This is a genomic window from Sorangium sp. So ce281 (assembly GCF_051527395.1).
Lineage (GTDB): Bacteria > Myxococcota_A > Polyangia > Polyangiales > Polyangiaceae > Sorangium > Sorangium cellulosum_B.
Window position 1 is genome coordinate 9,218,655 of sequence record NZ_CP150322.1, and the last position, 22,613, is coordinate 9,241,267.

The 22,613-nt window shown below is 72.3% G+C and carries 16 protein-coding genes; 7 read left to right on the forward strand and 9 right to left on the reverse strand.

The window, feature by feature from the left end; genetic code table 11:
• Nucleotides 1-12 precede the first annotated feature (12 nt).
• Nucleotides 13-1,605, reverse strand: a complete 1,593-nt coding sequence (locus WMF27_RS34975) for an FAD-dependent oxidoreductase (protein ID WP_437943273.1) — start codon at nucleotides 1,603-1,605, stop codon at nucleotides 13-15.
• 98 nt (nucleotides 1,606-1,703) lie between these two features.
• Between WMF27_RS34975 and WMF27_RS34980 the strand changes: the two genes are divergently transcribed.
• Nucleotides 1,704-2,480: a TetR/AcrR family transcriptional regulator C-terminal domain-containing protein gene (locus tag WMF27_RS34980; protein WP_437764531.1), complete on the forward strand. Its 777-nt coding sequence runs from the start codon at nucleotides 1,704-1,706 to the stop codon at nucleotides 2,478-2,480.
• A gap of 11 nt (nucleotides 2,481-2,491) precedes the next feature.
• On the opposite strand, the gene WMF27_RS34985 is transcribed toward WMF27_RS34980, so the two are convergent.
• The 4 genes from WMF27_RS34985 to WMF27_RS35000 all read right to left on the reverse strand — a co-directional run bounded on the left by WMF27_RS34985 (nucleotide 2,492) and on the right by WMF27_RS35000 (nucleotide 8,495).
• The gene (locus tag WMF27_RS34985; protein WP_437944552.1) at nucleotides 2,492-3,832 is read right to left on the reverse strand and encodes a cytochrome B6; all 1,341 of its coding nucleotides are present in this window, start codon (nucleotides 3,830-3,832) and stop codon (nucleotides 2,492-2,494) included.
• A gap of 578 nt (nucleotides 3,833-4,410) precedes the next feature.
• The gene (locus tag WMF27_RS34990) at nucleotides 4,411-5,112 is read right to left on the reverse strand and encodes a thermonuclease family protein (protein WP_437943274.1); all 702 of its coding nucleotides are present in this window, start codon (nucleotides 5,110-5,112) and stop codon (nucleotides 4,411-4,413) included.
• Between the two features lie 346 nt (nucleotides 5,113-5,458).
• On the reverse strand, nucleotides 5,459-6,850 hold the full coding sequence (locus WMF27_RS34995; RefSeq protein ID WP_437943275.1) for a hypothetical protein: 1,392 nt from the start codon (nucleotides 6,848-6,850) through the stop codon (nucleotides 5,459-5,461).
• A 58-nt stretch (nucleotides 6,851-6,908) separates the two neighbouring features.
• Nucleotides 6,909-8,495, reverse strand: a complete 1,587-nt coding sequence (locus WMF27_RS35000) for a S28 family serine protease (protein WP_437943276.1) — start codon at nucleotides 8,493-8,495, stop codon at nucleotides 6,909-6,911.
• A gap of 406 nt (nucleotides 8,496-8,901) precedes the next feature.
• Here WMF27_RS35000 and WMF27_RS35005 point away from each other — a divergent pair, with 406 nt between their 5' ends.
• From WMF27_RS35005 to WMF27_RS35015, 3 genes are all read left to right on the forward strand, one after another.
• Complete coding sequence (locus tag WMF27_RS35005; RefSeq protein WP_437764527.1) at nucleotides 8,902-13,212, forward strand: VIT domain-containing protein; 4,311 nt, start codon at nucleotides 8,902-8,904, stop codon at nucleotides 13,210-13,212.
• Entirely contained in the window at nucleotides 13,209-14,495 is a 1,287-nt protein-coding gene (locus WMF27_RS35010) for a hypothetical protein (RefSeq protein ID WP_437764526.1), read from the forward strand. The genes WMF27_RS35005 and WMF27_RS35010 overlap by 4 nt, the downstream gene beginning before the upstream one ends.
• A 135-nt stretch (nucleotides 14,496-14,630) precedes the next feature.
• Complete coding sequence (locus tag WMF27_RS35015) at nucleotides 14,631-15,548, forward strand: Uma2 family endonuclease (RefSeq protein ID WP_437943277.1); 918 nt, start codon at nucleotides 14,631-14,633, stop codon at nucleotides 15,546-15,548.
• Between the two features lie 58 nt (nucleotides 15,549-15,606).
• Here the strand turns inward: WMF27_RS35015 and WMF27_RS35020 are convergent, their stop codons facing one another.
• From WMF27_RS35020 to WMF27_RS35030, 3 genes are all read right to left on the reverse strand, one after another.
• Nucleotides 15,607-16,509, reverse strand: a complete 903-nt coding sequence (locus WMF27_RS35020) for a dienelactone hydrolase family protein (RefSeq protein ID WP_437764524.1) — start codon at nucleotides 16,507-16,509, stop codon at nucleotides 15,607-15,609.
• 63 nt (nucleotides 16,510-16,572) lie between these two features.
• Entirely contained in the window at nucleotides 16,573-16,980 is a 408-nt protein-coding gene (locus tag WMF27_RS35025; protein WP_437764523.1) for a response regulator, read from the reverse strand.
• 431 nt (nucleotides 16,981-17,411) lie between these two features.
• Nucleotides 17,412-17,684, reverse strand: a complete 273-nt coding sequence (locus tag WMF27_RS35030; RefSeq protein WP_437764522.1) for a hypothetical protein — start codon at nucleotides 17,682-17,684, stop codon at nucleotides 17,412-17,414.
• A gap of 92 nt (nucleotides 17,685-17,776) precedes the next feature.
• Here WMF27_RS35030 and WMF27_RS35035 point away from each other — a divergent pair, with 92 nt between their 5' ends.
• The 3 genes from WMF27_RS35035 (at nucleotide 17,777) to WMF27_RS35045 (ending at nucleotide 22,252) form a co-directional block, all read left to right on the forward strand.
• Nucleotides 17,777-18,697 carry a protocatechuate 3,4-dioxygenase gene (locus tag WMF27_RS35035; RefSeq protein WP_437943278.1) on the forward strand — a complete coding sequence of 307 codons (921 nt, stop codon included), beginning with the start codon at nucleotides 17,777-17,779 and terminating at the stop codon, nucleotides 18,695-18,697.
• A gap of 203 nt (nucleotides 18,698-18,900) precedes the next feature.
• Nucleotides 18,901-20,184, forward strand: a complete 1,284-nt coding sequence (locus WMF27_RS35040) for a diaminopimelate decarboxylase (protein ID WP_437943279.1) — start codon at nucleotides 18,901-18,903, stop codon at nucleotides 20,182-20,184.
• Between the two features lie 91 nt (nucleotides 20,185-20,275).
• Nucleotides 20,276-22,252, forward strand: a complete 1,977-nt coding sequence (locus tag WMF27_RS35045) for a bifunctional metallophosphatase/5'-nucleotidase (protein ID WP_437943280.1) — start codon at nucleotides 20,276-20,278, stop codon at nucleotides 22,250-22,252.
• A 32-nt stretch (nucleotides 22,253-22,284) separates the two neighbouring features.
• Here WMF27_RS35045 and WMF27_RS35050 read toward each other — a convergent pair whose 3' ends face one another.
• Nucleotides 22,285-22,584 carry a DinB family protein gene (locus WMF27_RS35050; RefSeq protein WP_437943281.1) on the reverse strand — a complete coding sequence of 100 codons (300 nt, stop codon included), beginning with the start codon at nucleotides 22,582-22,584 and terminating at the stop codon, nucleotides 22,285-22,287.
• Nucleotides 22,585-22,613 lie beyond the last annotated feature (29 nt).

A 22,613-nucleotide genomic window follows, 5' to 3' on the forward strand; every position in this document is an offset into this window, starting at 1 on the left:
TCAGGCGACCACCTAACTGAGGACGTCGCGCTCGCCGGTGCGGCGCGCGGCGGACGACACCCGCCCGAGGGCATCGGCGAGCGCGCCGCGCGGATCCGCCGGCAGGTCGAGCGAGCGCCAGGCCACGTAGCCGTCCGGGCGGACCAGCGACGCTCCCCCGGCACCGAGACCAAACGCCCTAGAGAACGCTCCTTCATCGGATGGCAGCACCTCCGCGCCGATGCGGACGCATTCGAGCTCGATGCCCAGCTGCTCACCGACCTGCGCTGCGGCGGGGCACCACCGCGCGTCCTCGGTGAGCAGCACCCAGCGTCGCTGGAACAGATCGAGCGTCGACAGCCGCTCGCCGCCCCTCACCACCCACGCGTGCGGCGCGCGCGTGCCGGGCTGACCCGCCCATTGCTCGGGCCGCAACGCCGGCGGGAGCCCGTCGCCGGCGCCGAGCACCGCCGTCGATCGGTAGAGCTGCCCGAGCTCCATGGCGTCGTCGTCGAGGATCGGCGCGCCTCCGGCGGTCCCGCCCGCATGCGCCTTGTAGTCTTCCCGGGCGAAGATCTGGTGGTGCCGGAGCCACGCGATCGGGCGCCGCTCGGCGTCATACGTGTCGAGCAGATCCGGCGTCGACGCGCCGGAGAGGACCGCAGAGAGCTTCCACGCGAGGTTGTGGGCGTCCTCGATGCCGGTGTTCGCGCCGTAACCACCCCGGTTGGGCGGCAGCGTGTGCGCGGCATCCCCGGCGAGGAACACCCTGCCGGACATGAATCGATCGGCGACGAGGGCGCTGATCTCCCAGCGCCCGGTGGTGACGATCTCGATCTCCAGGTCCGGCCTGCCGATCGCCCTGGATACCAGCGCTCTCAACGTCGCCGCGTCGCGCTCCTCGTCATCCCAGAAGATCAGCACCCAGCGGCCATCGCCGTAGGTGGTGAGGAATGCGCTGAAGCCCGGCTGCTCGATCGCGAACTGCGTGACCCCCGTTCGAAGGTACTCCTCGAGCGGAGCCCGGAAGAGGACGCTGCGCACCGTCCGGATGTGCCCTCTCCCGGCGCGCCCGATCCCGAGCGCCTCGCGGATCGCGCTGCGGTGGCCGTCCGCCGCCACCAGGTAGGAAGCGCGCAGCGCGACCTCTCGCCCGTCGCGCTCACGCAGCCAGGCGGTCACGCCGCCTGGGTCCTGCTCGAAGCGGGTCAGCTCGGTCTCGAGCCTCACGTCGGCGCCGAGCTCGACCGCCCTGTCTCGAAGCCTGGGCTCGAGACGATCCTGGGCGATCGCAGCGCCCGCGCACGGCGAGCGCTCGATCGCGGGCGCCCCCTGCTCCCCGGGCGTCCACGGGACCTCCTCGAACCACGCCCCGGCCAGGCTCTCGACCCGAGCCCGGCGCAGCCGGAAGCCGGGCGGCACCTGCGGGATGTGCTGGCCCAGCCCGACCGCGCGATAGAGCTCCAGCGTCCTCGGCGTGTAGCCGATCGCGCGTGGATGCGGCGAGCTGCCAGCGTGCCGTTCGACCAGCACCGTGCGCACACCTCGCCAGGCCAGGAACACCGCGGCCGACAGGCCGACCAGGCTGCCCCCGACCACGAGCACCGGCGTCGATTCTAGTTCCATGAAAACCGTCCTTTGGTACAGTGTATCACTGCGATACAGTGTATCGTTCAGGATTTGTTGTCAACCGGGGTCCGATGCGGACAAGGACAAGACGAGCGATGACCGCACGGCAGAAGAAACCGCACGCGACCGGCGCCTCCCTCATCTGGGAGCGCCCGGAGCCGGCGCTCCGTCCCGCTCCCGGGCCGCTGAGCAGAGAGCGGATCGTGCGCGCGGCCATCGCGCTCGCCGACGCGGAAGGCCTCGCCGCGGTGTCCCTGCGCAAGATCGGGGCCTCGCTCGACGCCGGCCCGATGCGCCTCTACGGCTACCTGGACACCAAGGAGGAGCTGCTCGAGCTCATGGTGGACGCGGTGTACGGGGAGATGGCGTCCGCGGGGCCGATCCCCTGCGGCTGGCGCGAGGCCCTCCGGACGATCGCCCACCGTACCCGTCGGGTCGCCACGGAGCACGGGTGGTTCATCGATCTGCTGGGCGGCCGTCCCCATCTGGGCCCGAACGCCCTCGCGCACCTCGAGGCCTCGCTCGCCGCGCTGAGCGGCGCTCCGGGCTTCGAGGACATCGACGCCGTCATGATGGCGGTCAGGACCGTCAACGCCTACGTGATCGGCGCCATCCGCGCCGAGGCCAACGAGCTGCGCGCCGAGGTCGCGAGCGGCATGGATCAGACCGAATGGCAGCGGGCGTCGGAGGCGTACATCCGCCGGATGATCGCCACCGGCCGCTTCCCGACGCTCGCCAAGGTGGTCAAGGACGCCACCCACCCGCCGGCCGACGCCTCATTCGACAGGGGTCTCGACTGCGTGCTCGACGGCATCGCAGCGCGCCTCTCCTGCGGAGCCGCGGCAGGAAAAGGTCCCCGCGAGCGCCGGTAGCCGCAGCCTTCCTAGAGCACCCGGAGGAACGCCGTGAGATCGGCCTTCTCCTGCGCCGTCAGCTTCGTGCCGAGCACGAGGTTGAAGAACTCCACGGTGTCCTCCAGCGTGAGCAGGCGCCCGTCGTGCAGGTAGGGAGGGCTGTCCTTGATGCCGCGCAGCGGGAACGTCTTGATGGGGCCGTCCGCGGTGGCCATCCGTCCGTTGATGAGCACGGGCTTGAAGAAGCGCTCCGCCCGCAGGTTGTGCATCAGGTTGTCCGTGTAGTACGGCGCGGCATGGCACGTCGCGCACTGGCCCTTGCCGTTGAAGATCTGCTCTCCGCGGAGCTCCTCCGGCGTGGCCTTCGCGGGATCGAGGCGCCCGTTCAACGCGAGCTTCGGCGCCGGGGGGAAGTCGAGGATCTCCTGGAACTCGGCCATCGGGTGCACCTGGTGCCCCCGGTCCAGGATGTTGATCCCCTTCTTCACGGCGATGACGATGTCCCCGTCGAAGTACGCCGCTCGCTGCTCGAACTCGGTGAAGTCCTCGACGGTCTTGAGCGCGCGCTGCGAGCCGAAGAGGCGCTGGATGTTCACGCCGCGCAGGGTCGGGGTGTCGAGGCGGTGGCGGAACTCCTGCGGCCTTATGTCGCCCACGAGGTGGGTCGCGTTGTTCGTGTGCCCGTTCGCGTGGCAGTCGAAGCAGGCGACGCCGAGGCTCGCCTTCTCCGAGCGCCGGTCCGCGGTCGCGTTGAACTGCATCTGCGGGAACGGCGTGACGAGGAGGCGGAGCCCCTCGAGCTGCTTCGGGTTCAGGATGCCGTTGAAGAGCTCGTAGAAGTTGTCGATCGTGACGAGCTGCCCCTTGGAGACGTCGCCGAGGTCAGGCCGCGTCGTGAGGTAGATCGGCGGCGGGAACTCGGAGATCAGGTGATCCGGGATATCGAAGTCGAGATCGAAGCGCGTGAGATCCCTCCCCGTCTGGCGCTTCAGCTCCTCGATCTGGAGCTTCGGGAAGACCATCCCGCCTTCCGGCTGGTTCGGGTGAGGCAGCGGCAGGAAGCCCTGCGGCCAGAGCCCCTGGTCCCGGATGGCGTCGGGCGTGAGCGCCGCCAGCGACTCCCACGTCGTCCCCTTCTCGAGCTTCACGCGGACGCCCCCCTGGACGGGCTTTCCGCGCGACATGGTGACGCCTGGCGCGGGGCGGTTCGAGAGGTCGTACCGCGCATCGAGCAGCGTCTGGTGGCGCTTCATCACCGCGGGTTTGTCGGCCTTCATCCGGGCCATCACAGCGGCGAACGGCTCCTTGTCGTCGACCGGCAGGTAGCTCGTGCGCGGCGTGGCGGGGCCGGGCGGCGGATACGCGTTCATGGGCGCCCTCGGGCCCGCCGGCGCGACCGCCTCGGGCGTCCCCGGCGGCGTGCCACGGGTGCTGTCAGGCTCCAGAGGTACCGCCCCGGGCGTCGAGGCGCAGTGCACGAGGCCGAGCGAGAGCGCGGCAGTGCACGCCACCATGCACGTGATATCCATTCTCCTCACAGGCATACGAGCGGCTCCTTCACGAGGGGTACGTCGTCAGAAATGGCCGGCCGAGCGCCCCGCCTCCCGGCGCGCGGAGCTCCCGCCCGGTGCACACGAATGGCGGCTCGCCGGGCATACAGCCGAGGCGCCATGAGCAGTTCCGCCCGCAGGCGACTCCTGTGCCAGGGGCGCGCCCGCTGTGCGCTCCGTTCCTGATCAGGCGCGGAGCGGGGCAATTTGCGCGGGGGATCGTGCCCCCTCGCTCGGATCGGCGAACGAGCACACCTCGCGCCAGCGCGGATCACCGTGCCCACAGAGCGCACGAGCGCGCTCCGTCCAGCCGATGTGCGGGCCGGCGCGAGGCAAACTGCCACGATCCGTGGCATCATGGCCCGCGCCGCGAGCGCGCGCGCCCCACGGCGGTCCGTTCAGCCGCCCTCTTCGCCCCGCTCCGGCCTGACGCGGAAGAACGGCGCCTTGACGTCCTTCGCTTGGAAGAAGAACACCCGATCCCAGACGGGGACCCGCTCCCGCTCCGCCAGATCGTACACCTCGCCTCGGGACAGGCTGCCGACGAGCTTCGCGCTCGACCGGCCTCGCATCCTCCACCGGAACTCGTACGGGAGCAGGACGCTGGCGTCGCCGAACATGCCGCGGCGCTCGGCGAAGCTCCGCCGCGCGGCCTCGGAGAGCTCCCGGGCATGGCGGAGGTTCGGGGCGACGATGTAAGTCGCCGCCAGGCCCTCCTCCAGCATCTGCAGGTTGATGAGCCGACCCCGCGACAGGACGTATCCGAGGACGCGACCGTAGGCGTCGAACGGCTGTTCGTCCGTCTGGATCTCGACCTCGGCGCCGTCGGGGAGCAGCTCGGACAGCCGCTCGGCGGCCACCTCGGCCCAGTGACCTTGCGAGGCGCCGAGGAAGTGCGTCTCCGGCGTATCGATGGAGAGCATACGGACAGGATGGATCACGCCGTTCTCGTCGCGCACGCGGAGCGTGTCGCCGTCGACCGTCCTCACCACCTCGGCCAGGAACCTGTCGCCCGGCAGCTCCCGGCGCAGCCCCCGCCTCCAGGAGACAAGAGACACGTAGTCGATGAACCTCCGGAACTCCGGAAGCAATCCTGCCATCGCCCCCTCCTATGATGGATAGCCCCACAGAAACCGCCGTTCGCGCATCGCAGGGACGTTCACCCTGCCCAGGCGGCCTGTTCCATGAAGATATAGAGAGGGCCCTGGCCCTCTGAAAGCGCTCGTCGCGCCTGACCCGCGGGGCGCGAGGTGGCCTGAAGCGCCGGTCGGAGGGGGAGGAAGAATTGGACGCAAAGGCGCAAAGACGCAAAGACGCCAAAAGGCAAGAGGGAATATTTCCTCCTTCGCTCCCTTGGCACGCTGGCGCTACAATCTTCTTCTGGCGGCTTGACGAGTTTTTCGTTCATCTCACCGGCGTCGCCGCGTGCCGGTCAGATGACACCGCTCATCCCGCCGCCTTCCGGGCGTCCCCGGCGCCGATCTCCTCCAGCAGATCATCCTCGTCCTCCCCCGCGGACACCTTCTCCAGCGCCAGCCTCAGCTTCGGCTCGGCGCTCGCCTCGGCGGCGACGCGGATCCGTTTCTCCACCGCTTCGCCCCCGTGCGGGCGCGCCGCGAGCGCCGCAGCGACGCGCTGCTCCGGCGGCGCCGAACCGTCCTCGACGATGCGCAGCACCTCTTCGAGATCGTTCCCCGCCGTCCGGTATCCGGTCCTGGCCACCAGCGACCCCAGCGCCTTCTTCCACTCGGCCAGCGGCCGGCCATTGCGCGCGATGACCTCCAGCAGCCGCGCCCGATCCTGCATCGCGACGGCGAGCTGAGCGGCCTGAATTCGCTCGATCAGCGCCGTGGCCTCGGCGGGGCTGGCCGCCGGGACGGTGATCGACTCGCCGTGCCGCAGGCCGATCTTCACGAAATGATAGGCGCCGCCAACGCCCCCGTGGGTGAGAGTGACCTGGACGATGGCCCTGTGCGGGAAGAACCGCCGCCGGAACGCGCTCTTGACCATCACGCCGTCGGTGCCGATATGCACCCAGCTCGGCGTCACCTTGGACCAGAGCCAGGCCGCGACGCCCAGGAGCGGCGCGAGCCCGCCCATGGCCACCATCGGAACGAGGGGCGCGATTGACCACTTTGCGATGGCCGTGAACAGCAGGATCAGCAGCGCCAGCGCACCCGGGGCGAGGATCAGGACGAAGAAGGCCAGGAGACAGCCCGCGATCTTGCGACCGCCGGAGTCCTCGCGGTACGTGCGCATCCGCACCGCGCGCGCCTGCGCCCCCGCCCCGGCCCGGGACAGGAGGTCGATCGCCTCCTGCTCCGAGGTTTGCTCGACGGCGGCGACGCGCCCATCCGAGAACGACAGCACCGCGGCGTGGCCGTTCGGCGTCCGCTCCGTCCAGCCGCCCGCGAGGCGCGCGAGCGGCAGACTGCTCTCCTTCGCTCCCTCCGCGATCAGCAGCCGCTCGCCCTCGATCGTCACGCTGCCGTCGCGGAGGCGGCGCTCGCCCGGTCCGCGGTCCGCGCCGGCGAACGACAGCGCGCTGGCGAAATAGCTGCCAAGGCCGATCAGCGCGGCGAAGAGCGAGGCCGTCTCCATCCCGAGCGCGGCTAGCCCCCACGGAGCGGCGAACGTGCCGACGAGCGACGCGACGACAACGGACCCGAGGAGGCGCTTGTCGCGGCGGGCGTCCTGCACCTCGACCTTGCAGCGTCGCTCGGGCGAAGCCGCGCCGGGGGCGTCCTCGCTCATCGCTGCGGCCGCATCGCCAGGATGTGCTCCCCGTGGTCCGCGGTGGTCATCGGTCGAGGTTAACCCGGGGTCATCCAGCCGCACCAGCGCCCTCGGCAATCGCCGGCGACATCGTCGTGATCGCCTCGAAAAAGACAAGAGATCAGAGAGCGAATCGCGGGCGCAGCATGCGCGGAGAGCGGGGGAGGCCTGCGCGCAAGGGCTGCGCCGTCACGAGCGACCGTGGCACACCCGCCCACCGGGCGAGCGTCGCCACCGCGGCGTCCCTGTCGGCCGGGGCGAGGCCGCCGATGTGCGCGCCGTGGTTGGCGCCCGGCGCGAAATAGCGATACGAGTCCACCGCCGCGCCGAGATCGAAGGCCCCGGCAGACCACGGGTCGTTCTCGCCGTAGATGAACAGGAGCTCGCTGCCTTCGGTGGCGACCCAGCGCGCGACGTCCTCCATCGCGGCAGGCGAGAACGCCGGCTCGATGGGGATGGTCGGCAGGCGGTCGACCGCCCCCCAGTCGAACGTGAGCAGGTCAGCGATATCAGCGGTGTCGGGCAGGGGGGCGCCGAGCTCTGTGTAGCATTGCCAGTAGTACGGCTCGAAGGCGAGATACGCAGCGTCGGCGCCGGCGCTCACGGGAGAGATCAGGCCGAGGGCCAGCCACAGGTCGTCGTCGGACGCCGACACGTCCGGGATCTGGCCGCAGGTGGCCTCGAGCGAGTAGAGCCAGAAGTAGAATGGGAGCCATATCACAGCGCTCTCGAGCTGCGCCTCCACGCCGAACAGGTCGTAGGTCAAGCCCAGCGCGTCCGCTTCCGTCTCTGCGCGCTCGAGCATGGCCGGGCGCCGGAGCAGCACCTCGCGCCGGAACGCGGCGATGCGCTCGCGGCAGTCGGCCTCGCCGACCTGGTTCAGGAAATCGATGTAGCGCGGATCTTCCACGCCGCGGCTGAGCGGAGCTACGTAGGCCACCGTGCCGTCGACGTCATCGGGGTAGAAACGACGATGGTAGACGGAGGTCATTCCCCCCTTGCTCGCCCCCGTGGAGATCCATCTCCCGGTGTAGATCGTGCGGAACGCTTCGACGACGCGGTGGTGATCGGCGGCCGCCGCTTCGATCGTCATCTTGGTCCAATCCGCCGGCTCCGGGCGTGACGGCGTGAAGAACCGGTGCTCGATGTAGATCTGGTTTGCGTTCAGGAGCGCGGTGGGCTCTTCGATGTACTGCTCGGGCAGAAACAGCGAGTAGCCGGTCGCGGCGAGCACGAGCGGCGCGCTCGAGTCGCGGTGGTGCAGCGCGAGCCGCTGCCGGAAGCGCTCGCCCCCCGGGGCATCGTGATCGACAGGCTGTTCGAGCTCGATGACGAAGAACCGATAGCCGGGGATCTTGGACGCCTCTTCCGTGACCTCGGCGACGTCGAGCGCGCGCAGCTGATCCAGGAGTTCCACCGCGGCGCCGCCGCCGCCGGCCGACCCGCCCACGCCGCCAGCGCCGCCGCCCCCTGTCGCGCCGCCGCCGCCCGTCGCGCCGCCGCCGCCACCTGTCGCGCCGCCGCTAGCACCGCCCTCGCCGGTCGAGCCGCCGCCGGTCCCGGCGCTCGCGCTTGTGCTCGAGCTCGCGGAAGATGTCGTCGAGGCGGTCGCCTCTCCGCTGCCGTCGTCTCCGCAGGCGGCGACGGCGGCCAGTGCGATCGATATCAAGAAGGCAGCGCTGCTGTTCTGCATCGTCCGGTCGGCCATCGTGGCGGCAGCGTGCCCGATCGGCGTTCGGAGCGGCGTGGCGCAGCAAGATTTCCACGTTGCGTGGTGACCCTTGGAGCGCCAGCGTCGCAATCTTCTCCTGGCGCCTTCACGAGCTTTTCTCTCTTCTCTTGGCGTCTTGGCGTCTTGGCGTCTTTGCGCCTTGGCGTTCAATTCTTCTTCTCTTGGCGTCTTGGCGGATCGAAGCTCGTCCCCACGCCAGGCGGCATCCGGATGAGCGCCGCTCGCCGTCCCGCTCCGGCTTGGGGCTACGCTTCCTGCGCGCTTTCCCGTTACGATGACCAGCGCGATCGCTTCGGTAGATCGCCGGGGGGCATGGGACGTCTGCATGCGGCCCCGCGCTGGGCTCCCGGGGGCGAGGGCCACCGCGGCGAGGAGGTCTTGGATGTCGTCGCACGAACAGGTAGAGCCGGCCGATACGCCGGCAGAAGAGGGCGCAGCGAGGGCGGGGGCCGAGCTTGCGCGCCGCAGGCGCGGTCTGCGCTTCCGGCTCGCGCTCGGGGCGCTCGCGCTCGCCGCCAGCGTGACAGCGCTCGTCTTGACCCACGAGACGAAGCCCGAGAAGACCAGCGCCATCGGCGCGCGGCTCGAGCTGTCGTCGGGGGAGGTCACGCTCGCGGCGAGCGCTCAGGACGACAGGAAGTCGACGGTGGTGTCCGGGATCCCCGTCCCGGTCGGGGCGAAGCTCGCGACCGGAAAGGGCGCGCGGGCGCTCGTCCGGCTCGCCGACGGCTCGGCGGTGTTCCTCCGCGCAGACTCGGAGATCGCGCTCCGCGCAGAGGGGCTCTCGATCGCCCGGGGCGAGGTCTGGCTCGACGCGCCGCCCGAAGGGCGCGGCGGGCTCTCGCACGCGCTCGGGGACGTCAACGTCTCGGCGGCCGACGCCGGCCTGTCGATGAGGCGCTCGGGCGACGCCGTGACCGTGTACGTGGCGCGCGGGCTCGCCGTCGTCGCGGCCCCCGGCGGGCGCGTCGAGGTGCACGCAGGGGAGCAGGCGACCGTCGCCGGCAGCGCCGCGCCCAAGGTGGCGCCGCTCACCTACTGGGAGGACTGGACCGGAGGCATGGGCGACCACCGGCCGCTCGCAGGCGAAGGCAGCGGATCCGGCCGGATCTACGGCGTCGACCTGCAAGGCGCCCCCGGGACGCAGGCGCGCACGCTCGAGATCAGCCGGCAGGCCGTGCGGGCCGTCCTGCGCGACGGCATCGCCGAGACCGAGGTCGACCAGACCTTCTCGAACCCGGGCGGACGCCAGGTCGAGGGCTGGTACTGGTTCACCGTGCCCGAGCGGGCGATCGTGAGCTCGTTCGCCGTGGAGACCAACGGCGTGCTCGTCGAGGGCGAGGTCATCGAGCGGAAGGAAGCGGCGCAGCGGTACCAGACCGCCGTGCAGACAGGCCACGAGCCGGCGCTGCTCGAGTGGGTCGACGGACACAGCTACCGCGCCCGCATCTTCCCCGTGCCCGCCAGCGGCTCCCGGCGCGTCGTGCTGCGCTACGTGGAGATGCTCAGCGCGCCATCAGGTAAGCTTGCTTACGTTTACCCGATGCGCGCGAGCGATCCGGTGCAGATCGGCGAGTTCTCCCTGTCCGTGGATCTCGGCCAGGCCGGCCAGGGGCTGCAGATCGCGACGCTGGCCGACGCGGTGATCGAGGACGGCGGGCGGCGGGTGAGCATGCGGCGGAGCGGCTACGAGCCGCGCGCGGACTTCCAGCTCGAGGCCTCCGTCGAGGCCAAGCCGTCGCCCCTGCGGGTGTCGCGCTTCGCCGCGGGCGAGGACCGCGCGGACTACGTGATGGCCAGGTACGTGCCCGACGTGGACTGGGCCGAGCTCGAGGAGCTGCCCGCCGACCTGGTCGTCGTGGTGGACACGTCGGCGTCGGCCGACGAGTCGGCGCGGCAGCAGAAGGCGGCGGCCGCCGAGGCGATCCTGCGGGCGATGTCGCCGTCGGACCACTTCGCGCTGATCGCGCTCGACTCGGCGCCGGCGGTCCTGCACCCGAAGGACGGGCTGGCCGAGGCGTCGGACAAGGAGATCTCCGCCGCGCTCACGCGGCTGGCCGAGCACGCGACGGGGGGCGCGACCGACCTCGGCGCGCTGTTCGAGTCGGCGCTCGGGCGGGTGCACGGCAAGGAGCAGCCGGCGGTCATCTACATCGGCGACGGGCTCGCGACGAGCGGCGAGGTGACGGGCGCGCGCCTCGCGGAGCGGCTCCGGCGCTCGCTCACGGGCTCGCGCGCGCGCTTCTTCACCGTCGGCGTCGGCGAGAACTCGAACCACGCGCTGCTCCGCGAGCTCGCGCGCGCCGGGGGAGGACAGGCGTTCCGGATCGACGAGGCCGAGGGCTCGACGTCCGAGGTGCTGCGCCTCGCCGGCGCGATCAAGACGCCGACCATCACCGATCTCGCGATCGACCTCGGCGCAGGGCTCGACGAGCCGATGCTCACCGCGAGCGGCAAGGTGTCGCGCGGCGAGGAGGTGGTGCTGCTCGCGCGCACGCACCACGCGCTGCCCACGAAGGCGATCGTGAAGGGGCGGCTCGCGGGGAAGGAGTACACCCGCGAGCACCCCATCGCGCTCGATCGGGGCGTCGGCGCGGCGCTGGTGCCGCGCTTCTGGGCGGCCGAGAAGATGCGGCGGCTGCTCGCGGACGGCGACGACATCGAGGCGCACCGGGGCAAGGTGGTGGAGCTCGGGCTCGACTACGGGCTGATCACGCCGTTCACGAGCACGCTGGCGCTCGAGAGCGAGCAGGCCTACGTGAACCAGGGGATCCGGCGGCGGCGCTCGCCGCTCCGGGGCGAGCGGCTGACGGCGCTCACGCCCCGGCGAGAGCGCGAGCTCGCGGCGCTGCTCGCGCCGCCCTCCGCGGCCGTCGCCGCCGGGTGCTCGAGGAGCGAGCCGAGCGCGGCCTACGAGGAGAGCTCGGCGAAAGAAGGCGGCTACGGCGCGAGGGCGCAGGCGGCGGCGCCAGCGCCGGCGATGGCGCCGGCGATCGCGGAGCAGGGCAACGAGCGGGACCAGGGCCTCAAGGGGGATGTCCCCTCGCCCGGCGCCACGCTGGCGGCCCCGCCCCCCGCGCCCGAGGCGGCGCGCCAGGCCGAGGAGGCGGAGCAAGAGCCCCTGCGGCAGAAGCAGGAGGCCACGGCGACCCAGCCGGCCGCCCCCCGCCCGCTGGCTGCGCCCATGAGCGCACGGGCGGCCGACGAGCCGTCCGAGCTCGCAGCGATCGGCTCGACCGGCTTCAAGCGCGCGGCGGGCGGCGGCGGTCCGATCACGCCGTCCGACGCCATCCCGCGCCTGGAGAAGGCCCGCAGGACTGCGCCCGCGGCGGCGCGCCCCGCTTCCTCCCCGCCGCCGAGGCGCCCGCAGGTCGCGATGGCGCCGTGCAGCGACACCGCGCGGCGGCCGCTCGCCGAGCGCATCGTCGTCTGGTCGAAGCGCCTCGCCCGCGCCACGACGGCGGAGCAGCTCATCGCGCGCTACGAGGGCGCGCTCACGACCTGCGAGCTGCCGGACTGGCGATCGAGGGCCGCGCTCCTCTCGCTCCTCCAGGCGAGGGTGTCCACCGAGGGCGGCGCCGAGGCGCTGCTCGCCCGGTTCGCCGGCGAGCCCGAGGCGCAGCGGTTCATCGCGCACGCGCTCCTCAGGCGGAGCGTGGACCCCGCGATCTCCGCGGCGGTGCGGCGCACGCTCTTCGGGGGCGTCGATCCCAGGGCGAGCTGGGCGCTCCTCGACGAGCGGCTCGCGGCGCTCCCGGCGGTGGACGATCGGCTCGCGCTGGTGCGGCAGGCGCTCACCGACCGGCCCGACGACCCGGAGGGGGAGATCCGGCGGGTGCGCCTGCTCGCGGAGGCGGGCCGGAAGGACGAGGCGCTCGCCTACGGGCGGCGGCTGCGCGACCGCGGCTTCATGAGCCCGGCGCTCGCGCTCGATCTCGGCGACGTGCTCGCGTCGAGCGGCTTCGAGGCGGACGCGCTGCGCACGTACTCGGAGGTCGTCGAGTTCGACCCGACGAGCCCCGCGTCGCGCGCGATGCTCGGCGACGTCTACCTCCGGCACGGCTGGTACGCGGCGGCGTACCGCCAGTACACGACGCTCACGGACCTCGCGCCGGCCGAGCCCCAGGGCTGGCTGCGGCTCGCCGCGGCGGCCGCGGGCAGCGGGCGCGTCGACGAGGCGCTCCGCATCCAGCGCAAGGTCGCCGCCGCGGAGGGCACGCCGGGGCCCGACGATCCGCGCGCGTGGGCGCGGCTCCTGTCGGCGGCGCGCATCGGCCGGCTGCTCGCCGGGGGCGGCGGCGCGGCCCCCGCGACCGGCGCCGAGGCCGAGAGCCTCGCCCGCAAGCTGAAGGAGCTCCAGCTCTTCAGCGGGCCCGGGGCGCTGCGCGTCGTGCTCTGGGAGGACTACGCCGCGGAGCTCGCCCTCGCGGCGCGGGACGGCCAGGTGGACGCGGCGCTCGGCGACGGCACCTTCGCGCCGGCGGTCGGGCTCGCGGCGGTGCAGCTGCCCGCCTCGGAGCTCGCGCGCCTCGAGTGGCGCGTCCGGTTCCGCAGCGATCCGCCGGGGAGGGACGTGCGCTTCGTGGTGACGACGATCGTGTGGGACGGGGCGTCGTTCCAGGTGACGAGCGCGCCGGGGTCGATCGGCGCGAAGGACCGGGAGGTCGCGCTGGCGAGCGGCGCGCTGCCATGATCGACGTCTCGCTGCTCGGCTGGCTCCTCGTGACGCTGACGTCGCCGCTGTCGCTCGTCCTGCTGCTCGTGGCGCTCGGCTCGGTGGCCTACCTCGGCGTGACGGCGCTCGAGGCCGCGCCCCGCCAGCGCGGCGCGCGCGCGGTCGGCACGGGCGCGGCGGCCTGCGCGCTCGCGGCCGGGATGGTCGGGCTGCGCGTGGGCGCGGGCGCGGGCGCGGCCGTCCCGACGGCCGCCGTGGGGATCGCCGCCGCGGCCGCGATCGGGGCGACCGCGGCGTGCGCGTGGACCTTCGGGGCGCGCGCCGCGGCGGCGCTCGGGGCGGCCCAGGCCCGCCGGAGCGCCGCGGCGCTGCGGGCCGGCGACGAGCGGCGCCGGCTGCTCGCGGCGAGCCAGCGCGCGTACGCCGAGGGGGACGACCTCGCCGCCGAGACGGCGGCGGCCGACGACGCCGTCGCGCGGCTGCGCGCCGCGGTGGGCGCGCTCGCCGGCGCGCGCGCCGCGCTCGAGGCGAAGCGCGCCGGCGCGCAGGACGCGCCGCCGTCGGAGGAGCGGCCGGAGGCGAGCGCGCTCGCCGGGGACCTCGCGCGCGCGTGCGACGAGGCAGCGCTGAAGCTGTCGATGGGCCAGCGGGTGCTCGCCGCCGCGGAGGCCGCGGCGCTGCGGATCGCGTGCAACGCGCCGCTCCGGCGGCTGCTGCGGCGGCGGCCGCGCGAGGCGACGCAGGCGCTCGCGACCCTGGGCGCGGGCGCGCTCGCGCCGGCGGCGGCGTCGATCGAGGCGTTCCTCGGCGAGGTGCGGGCGGCGCGCGCCGAGGTCGTGGAGATCGCGGAGCGGCGCGCGCCGGGCGCGGCCGATGAAGACGGTGCGCCCGGCGAAGACGGCGCGGCCGGCCCAGAGGGCGCGGCCGGCCCAGAGGGCGCGGAGGGCCCGGCGGCGCTCGCGTTGCGCGAGCTCGCCGCGATGGCGTCGGCCTACGGCGCGCTGCTCGAGCGGCTGCGCCTGGCGGAGCTCCACGCTTCGGCGCGCGCCTCTGCCGAGCAGGTCGAGAGCGCCGCCGGCGCGCTCTCCGCGACGGCGAGGGCGGCGGCGATCGACCCGGCGGCGATCGGCGCGCTCGTGACGGAGATAGCGCGCGCCGAGTCGGCCGTCGCCGCCGCCGCGCCGGAGGCCGGGGGCTCGCGCGCGCTCGCCGAGGCGCTCGCCGCGGGCTCTGTGGCGCTCGATCGGAGCGACGCGACGTCGCTGGCGGAGCTCATCGCAGCGCTGCGCGAGCTCCGCTGAGGCGATGAGCGACGGCCGCCCCTGAAAATCACACGCAAAACGATGCCTCGCCGTAAGGGGTCACCTTGGCGTCACCTTGGCGCCCGGCGCCCTGGGAGCCTCCCCGAGCGAGGTGGGTTGAGCTAGGCTTCGCGTGTGGTTCAGGCCCTCCCTACCGGCTATCTCTTCGACCCTGCGGACCCGCGCGCGCCGACGAGCGAGCAGTGGGCGCGGATGACCCCGGCCGAGCGCGCGCGCGTCGTCGACATGCTCCCCGCCGAGGTCCCGCTGGAGCTCATGCCTCCCGAGGGAGACCCGCACCGCAAGGCGAAGCGCGACGCGCTCGACGCCCTGGACGGCTTCTTCCGCCGCACCGCCCGCAAGATCTACCTCTCTTCCGAGCTCGCCGTCTTCTACCCCGGCGAGCCGCGGTTCGCGCCCGACCTGCTCGCCGTGATCGACGTCGAGCCCCACGAGCGCATGCGGTGGGTGGTCGACCACGAGGGCAAGGGGCTCGATCTCGTGATCGAGGTCCACGTGGCCGGCAGCCGTACGAAGGATCACCAGCTCAACGTCGACCGCTACGCCCGGCTCGGCATCCGCGAGTACTTCCTCTTCGACCGCGCCCGCCTGCGCCTGCACGCCTACAGGCTGCCCGCGGCCCAGGAGAGCGACCCGTCACGCCCGCGCGCCTACCAGCGCATCGTGCCTCAGGCTGGCCGGTTCGCCTCCGAGGTGCTCGGCCTCGATCTGCTGCTCGACGGCACGCGCCTCCGCTTCTTCGCGGGCAACGCCCTTCTCGAGGACGCCGACGAGAGGATCGCCCGCCTTGGCGTGATGCTCGATCAGGTCATCTCCCACCAGGAGGAAGCGCAGCGCGTCGCCGAGGAGCTGGCCGCGGAGCTCGACAGGGAGCGGCGCCTGCGCGAGGAGGAGCAGCGCCTGCGCGAGGAGGAGCAGCGCCTGCGCGAGGAGGAGCAGCGCCTGCGCGAGGAGGAGCAGCGCCTGCGCGAGGAGACAGAGAAGCAGCTGGCGCAGGCGCGCGCGGAGATCGAGCGGCTCAAGTCCCGCTGAGCGCCTGGCCGGCGAGGGGGATGGCCGCTTGAGCCCCCCTCGCCAGCCCCGCCGCTCCTTACCCCTTCAGCTTCGCCGCCAGGAACCGCCGCGCCTTCTCCCACGCGTCCGCCGCGGCCTTGGTGTTGTACCGCTCTCCCGACGGGTTCGCGAAGGCGTGGTCGGCGTCGTACCGGAGCACCTCGTGCTCGATGCCCGCGTCGTGGAGCGCCTTGTCGAAATCGTTGACGACCTCGGGCGGGATGCCCTTGTCCTGGTTGCCGAAGATGCCGAGCACGGGCGCCTTGATCGCCTTGAGCTGCGCGGGGTCGGTGACGAGCCGGCCATAGTAGATCACGGCCGCGTCGAGTTCGGGCTCGTTCAGCGCGAGCTTGAGCGACCACGCGCCGCCGAAGCACCACCCGATCGAGGCCGTGCGCGGCGCGAGGACGCGCGCGTCCGTCGTGAGGAAGCGGCGCGCCGCGCGCACGACCTCGATCCCCTTCGCCTCGTCGACCGCCTTCATCGCCGCCATCGCGTCGTCCGGCGTGGTCGCGACCTTGCCGCCGTAGAGGTCCACGGCGAGCGCCGCATACCCGTCCTCCGCGAGGCGATCGGTCCAGTGCTTGATGTGCTCGTTCAGGCCCCACCACTCGTGGATGACGATGACGCCCGCGATCGGCGGCTTGGCGTCCCGCGGTAGGCTCAGGTACGCCTTCGTGCCAGCCACATCGACCGTCTGTCCTCTCGCGGGCGGGGCCTTGTCCGCCCTGAGCTGGTGGAGGGCCTTGAAGTCCTCCTCCGAGAGCAGCCCGGTCGGGCCGACTTCACCGGGCGCGCCGGACGACGCCGGCGACGGCGCGGCGGCCGCGGGCGGCGGCTCGACGCGGGGCGCGGGAGACGAGGCAGAGCAGGCGGTCGCGACGAGCAGCGCCAGCGGCGCAGCCACGCGGAAGCGGCGTAGGTGGGACAGAAGCGTCATGGCCCGCACCCTACCAGCTCGGAGCGGTGCACCGGAAGCCTCGCCGCGAGGCGTCGCGCCCGCCTACGTCGCGACGCGCAGGCCCAGCTGGCTCGACGCGACCCCCCGCCGAACGGCGGACACCAGCGTATCCGGGGCGAACGGCTTGGCGACGAACGCATGGGCGCCGAGCCGGAACGCCCGCTCCCGCTCGCGCGGCGAGGACATCGACGAGACGATGACGAGCGCGACGTCGCGGTGGTGCAGGCTCTGCCGGATGAAACGGATGAGCTCCAGGCCGTCGATGTCCGGCAGGTGGATGTCGATGATCACCGCGTCGTAAGCGCCCCCGTGCATCCGCCGGAGCGCCTCGAACCCGCTCGCCGTCTCGGCCACCTCGACCGCCGGACCGAGCTCCGGCGCCCCCTCGAGCGCCGCTCGCATGTACGTCCGCATCGCGGCGGAGTCGTCGATGAGGAGGATGCGGGTCATGCGGCGGGTCCGGCTCGAGCTCTCGAGGGGGCGCCTAGTACACCACAAACGGCAAAATCGGAAGTGTTTGTCGGCCTTCCGACGCCTTCCGACGCCTTCCGACGCCTTCCGACAGGAGAGCGCGCCCCCGGCGGCGCCCCTGGGCCCTCCACGCCCGGCTGCGCGCTGGTCAGGTGCCCCGCGGCGGCCTCCGACGAGGACCGGCCTGGCCCCTCCTCGAGCCCGTGCCGTGATCACATCGGCGCGTTCCGGGAATTCGTCTGAGTCACACAGGAAACCTTGTGCGCACCGCGCGCACTGTATTTCTTCACCAGGGCTGCTTCGATGAGAGCCCTGGTTCTGCCACGGCAGCGCCAGACGGGGCGAGAAAGAGACGATTTGCGGTACGTCGCTCCGCTACCGCGCACCTCGGCGCGTCGCCCGGTTCTTACTTAGGAGGGCCAAGCCCGTATGTCCTTGAAGCACTGTCTCACCGTGAACAGCGGGTGGGGCAGCCTGTCCTCGGGCAGCTTCGGTACCCGTGCCCTCCGACCCATCCTCGGCGCGCTCATCCCGTCGCTCGTCATGGTGGCGTGCCGGTCCGAGACCGGGAACAGCGATGACGCGCCCGATGACGATGACGCGGCGTCGACGAGCGCCTCCTCGGCGACCAGCGGCGCTGGCGGCGTCGACCACGGCCCCACCGTCAGCCACGGCGCCGGCATGGGCAGCGCCGGGGCGGGACGCCGCCCCCTCTCCGGTCGAGCCAGGGTGATTGCACGGGTCAGATCAGCGACTCATCGAAGGAGACCGTTGTATGCGTAATAGCCAGGGAGCCGTGCCGCGAGATCTGCTCGACTGGGTCTTCAACCGTCGGCAGCCCCTCGTCAAGCTCGGGGCGTTCGCCATCACCAGGCCCGTACTCGTGTCCTGCAGGGAGGACGACGAGAGGGGCGGCGACCTGAGCGGGAGCGGCACCGGCGGCGGAGGGGGCACGTGGAGCGGCCCTGGTAGCTCGGGCAGCAGCACCGCCGGCCCCATCGCCACCAGCTCGAGCAGCGCCGGCGGCGGCGTTGGCGCAGGCGGCGCCGACGCGCTGGATCCGTCGATCTTCAAGGGCGCCGGCAGCTGCCGGTTGACCGCCACGGACATCGGGGGTCCGTTCTTCATCGACGACAGCGAGATCCCGAACGACATCAGCCTGTTTCGCAGCGACATCCGGGACAACCACCCCGGCTGCGAGCTCCGGCTCTATGTCCGCCTGCTCGACGCCCGGAACAACCACGAGCCCATCCCCGACGCCGAGGTCTACATCTGGCACTGTGACGCGGATGGGCAAACCAGCAGCTTCGAGCGTCAGGGCCCCTCCACGCCGTCCACGGGCGCGGCCGAGCGCACGCCGGAGCGCCAGGATCGGTTCTGCCGCGGCGTGCAGCTCTCGGACCGCAACGGGATCGTGGGCTTCAAGTCGATCTATCCCGGGTCGGACGCGGGGCGGCCGGTCCTCGTCCACATGCTCGCTCGCATCAACGGAGCCACGACCAGGCTGATCACGACGCAGCTCTATTTCGACGCAGACCTCAGCGCGGAGGTCTTCCAGAAGGAGCCAGCCTACGCGGCTCGCTCGGCGAACCTCCCGGCGTCCGACCTCAATCCGCCTCCAGGCAGCGTGGTCATGCCGACCACGTACACCTCGGGGCTGATCACCAGCATTCTCACCATCATCGTCGACGCCTGAGCGCACGGGTGTCCCGCCCAGGGAGCCGTGCGTCACGCCCCCGGCTCGACCCGGGCCACCCCTCGGCGAGCCGGGACCGCGCCTGCTCGCTGCCTGTTGAACGTCACGAAATTTCGAGGAAACAGGGCACCTCTGCCGTTCGCCGCGCCGGCGCGGGGCGGACAATCGCCCTCCGGGGCGCCAGACTGCGGTAGGGAGGTTCCATGAGCGACACGGATCGGCTGGATCCCGGGAGCATGGCGCGCGCGTTCCGCGAGGCGCGGCGCCGCGGGATGGATGTGGAGCCGGCGGTCCTGTTCCACGACCTGGGGCGCATGCGGGCGCGCATCGGACGGATCGGCGCGGCGTTTCCGCCGGGCGCCCTCCACACCGTCGCGATCAAGGCGAACCCCCTCGTCGAGGTCCTGCGGGCGGCGGTCGACTGCGGCGCTGGGCTCGAGGCGGCCTCCCTCGAGGAGGTGAAGCTCGCGCTGGCCGCCGGCTGCCCGCCCGACCGCATCGTCTACGACTCTCCCGCGAAGTCCCGCGCCGACATCGCGGAGGCCCTCCGCCTGGGCGTGCGGCTCAACGCCGACAACCTCGACGAGCTCGGACGCATCGACGAGCTCGTCGGTCACGGGGGGGCGGCCAGCCGCATCGGGCTGCGCATCAACCCGCAGGTCGGGGCCTCCAGCATCGCCCTGACCAGCGTCGCGGATCGGCGCTCCAAGTTCGGAGTCCCCCTCGAACAGGCCGACGCCGTGCGCGCCGCCTTTGCGCGGTACCCGTGGCTCGCCGGGCTGCACGTGCACGTCGGCTCGCAGGGGTGCGCGCTCTCCCAGCTCATCGACGGGATCGGCCGCGTCGAGGCGCTGCGCCAGGAGCTCCGGCGCGCGATGGGCCCGCTCGCCGCCGGAACCATGGATATCGGCGGCGGCCTGCCGGTCGCCTACCGGAGCACGGACCGCCCCCCGGCGCTCGAGGACTACGCGGCCGCGCTGCGGCGCGAGGTGCCGACGCTCTTCGAGGAGGGGACCGCGCTGATCACCGAGTTCGGGCGCTGGATCCAGGCGGGCTGCGGCTTCGCCGTCTCGCGGGTGGAGTACGTGAAGAAGGACTCGGCCGGGCGCACCGCGATCCTTCACCTCGGCGCCGACTTCCTGCTGCGCCGCGCGTATCACCCGGACGACTGGCACCATGACTTCATGGCGCTCGATCCCGAGGCCGAACCCAAGGCGGGGCCGCTCTCGCCGTGCACCCTCGGCGGCCCGCTCTGTTTCGGCGGCGACGTGCTGGCCCGCGAGCTCGCGTTTCCGGAGCTGTCGCCTGGCGATCTCGTGCTCATCCGCGACACGGGGGCTTACACGCTGAGCATGTGGTCCCGCCACTGCAGCCGCGGCATTCCTGCTGTGCTCGGCGTCGACGCCGACGACCTCCGGGTCCTGCGCGAGCGCGAGCTGCCAGAGGACGTCGTCGCGTTCTGGAGCCGCGGCCGCGGCCGGCCATGAGCCCGCCGCGCGGCGTTCACATGGACGTTTCCAGGGGAATCCAGCATGTGGCACCATGGAACGGCGAGCGCTGCGACGTGGAGGAGCAGAGATGAGAACGAGCGGAGCTTCGTGGGTCCTCGGGCGATGCGCACGAGCGTGGCGGGTCACGCTCCTCGGAGCCGCGCTGTGCGTGCCACCCGTCGTCAGCGCGGGCTGCGGCGATGACGAGGCGACGACCACCGCCTCGGTATCCAGCGGCAGCGGCGGCGCGACGGGTACCAGCTCGGGCGGCGGCGCTGCCGGCTCGGGTGGCTCCGGCGGCGATGCCGGCTCAGGTGGCTCCGGTGCCGGCGGCTCGGGCGGCTCCGGCGCGGCTGGCTCGGGCGGCTCCGGCGCAGCCGGCTCCGGTGGTTCCGGCGGCACCGGCGGCGCTGGCGGCTCGGATGGCACCGGCGGCTCCGGCGGCGACACCGTGAGCGTGCAGATCATCGCCTTCAACGACTTCCACGGCAACCTGGAGCCCCCCACTGGCAGCAGCGGCAGGATCACCGTACCTGCCACACCCACCAACACCACCGTGGACGCCGGCGGCGTCACTTACCTGGCGTCCCGCGTCGCCGCGCTCCGCGCCACGAACCCGAACACCGTGGTGGTCTCGGCCGGCGATCTCATCGGCGCGAGCCCGCTCGTGTCGGCGCTGTTCCACGATGAGCCCACGATCGAGGCGATGAACCTCCTCGGCCTCGACATCAACGGTGTCGGCAACCACGAGTTCGACAAGGGCACAGCGGAGCTCCTCCGGATGCAGTACGGCGGGTGCAGCCCGGCCGACGGCTGCACGGACGGCACCTTTTTCCCTGGCGCGAACTTCAAGTTCCTCGCCGCCAACGTCGTCGTAGACACGACGAGCGGCAGGACGCTCTTCCCGCGCTACGACATCCGCGAGTTCGACGGCGTGAAGGTCGCCTTCATCGGCATGACGCTCGAGGACACGCCGTCCATCGTGACGCCGATCGGCGTCGCGGGGCTGTCGTTCATGGATGAGGTCGACACGGTGAACGACATCGTCCCGGAGCTCCAGGCGCAGGGCATCGAGGCGATCGTCGTCGTGCTCCACGAGGGAGGGCTCCCCACCGGCCTCTTCAACGAGTGCCCGGGCCTCTCCGGCCCCATCGTCGACATCGCCACGAACATCGACCCTGCCGTGGACGTGATCGTCTCAGGGCACACCCATCAGGCGTACAACTGCATCCTCGGCGACAAGATCGTGACGAGCGCGGCGTCGTTCGGCCGTCTGGTGACGGACATCGATCTGGAGATCAGCAAGAGCACGGGCGACGTGACGGCGAAGACGGCGAACAACGTCATCGTGACGCGCGAAGCGCCCGACGCGGGCGTGAGCACCCTGGTGACGCGCTACAAGGACCTCGCGGCGCCGCTGGCCAGCGTGCAGGTCGGCACCATCACCGCGAATCTCGACCGCGCCGTCCCGGCCATGGGCGCCGGGCTGTTCACGATGGGCGCGGTGATCGCCGACGCCCAGCTCGCCGCCACGCGCGACGCGAGGACCGGCGGGGCCGAGATCGCGTTCATGAACCCGGGCGGCATCCGCGCGGACCTCACCTACGCAGCCTCGTCCACCGAGGTCAGCGACGGGGTGGTCACGTTCGGTGAGGTGTTCGCGGTGCAGCCCTTCGGCAACAGCCTTGTCGTGATGACCCTCACAGGGGCGCAGATCGACACGCTGCTGGAGCAGCAGTTCCGGCTGGACGCGGGGGGCGCGCTGCAGAGCCTGATCCTGCAGGTCTCGGGCGGCTTCACGTACACCTACAGCCAGAGCGCGCCTGTCGGCGCGAAGGTCGACATCGCGTCGATCCGGATCAACGGCGTCCCGATCGAGGCGGCGCGGACCTACCGGGTGACGGTGAACAGCTTCCTGGCGACGGGCGGCGACGGCTTCACCGTGCTCAACGACGGCACCGATCGGCTCGGCGGCGCGCTGGATCTGGACGCGCTGCGGGACTACTTCGCGGCGAGCTCTCCTATCTCTCCGCCCGCGCTCGACCGGATCACGATCACGCCCTGATCGGGCCTCCTGGAGCTGCGCGAGCTCGCACCCTAGCTGCGCGGCCTTCGTGTGTAGAGGAAGCGTGCATAGCCGATCTCGGCGGCGTTCTTCGTGAGCTCGACGTTGGCCCACGCGACGACATCACCGAACGGGCGGTCCTGGAAAGGCCATCGCGTCCGTCGTGTCGAGCGCAGGTCGTCGTCGGTCGCCTGCTCGATCACCGCTCGCCACTGGCCCTGAAGCCCTCCGAGCCACGCGCGCACGTCGTCGGCGTTGCCAGGCCACGTCACGTTCTCGCGAGCGAGAGCGCCGTCGCCGAAGGCGTGGTCGAGCACCATGGACCACCCCATGACGCCAAGGAACCAGGGAAATGAGAGGG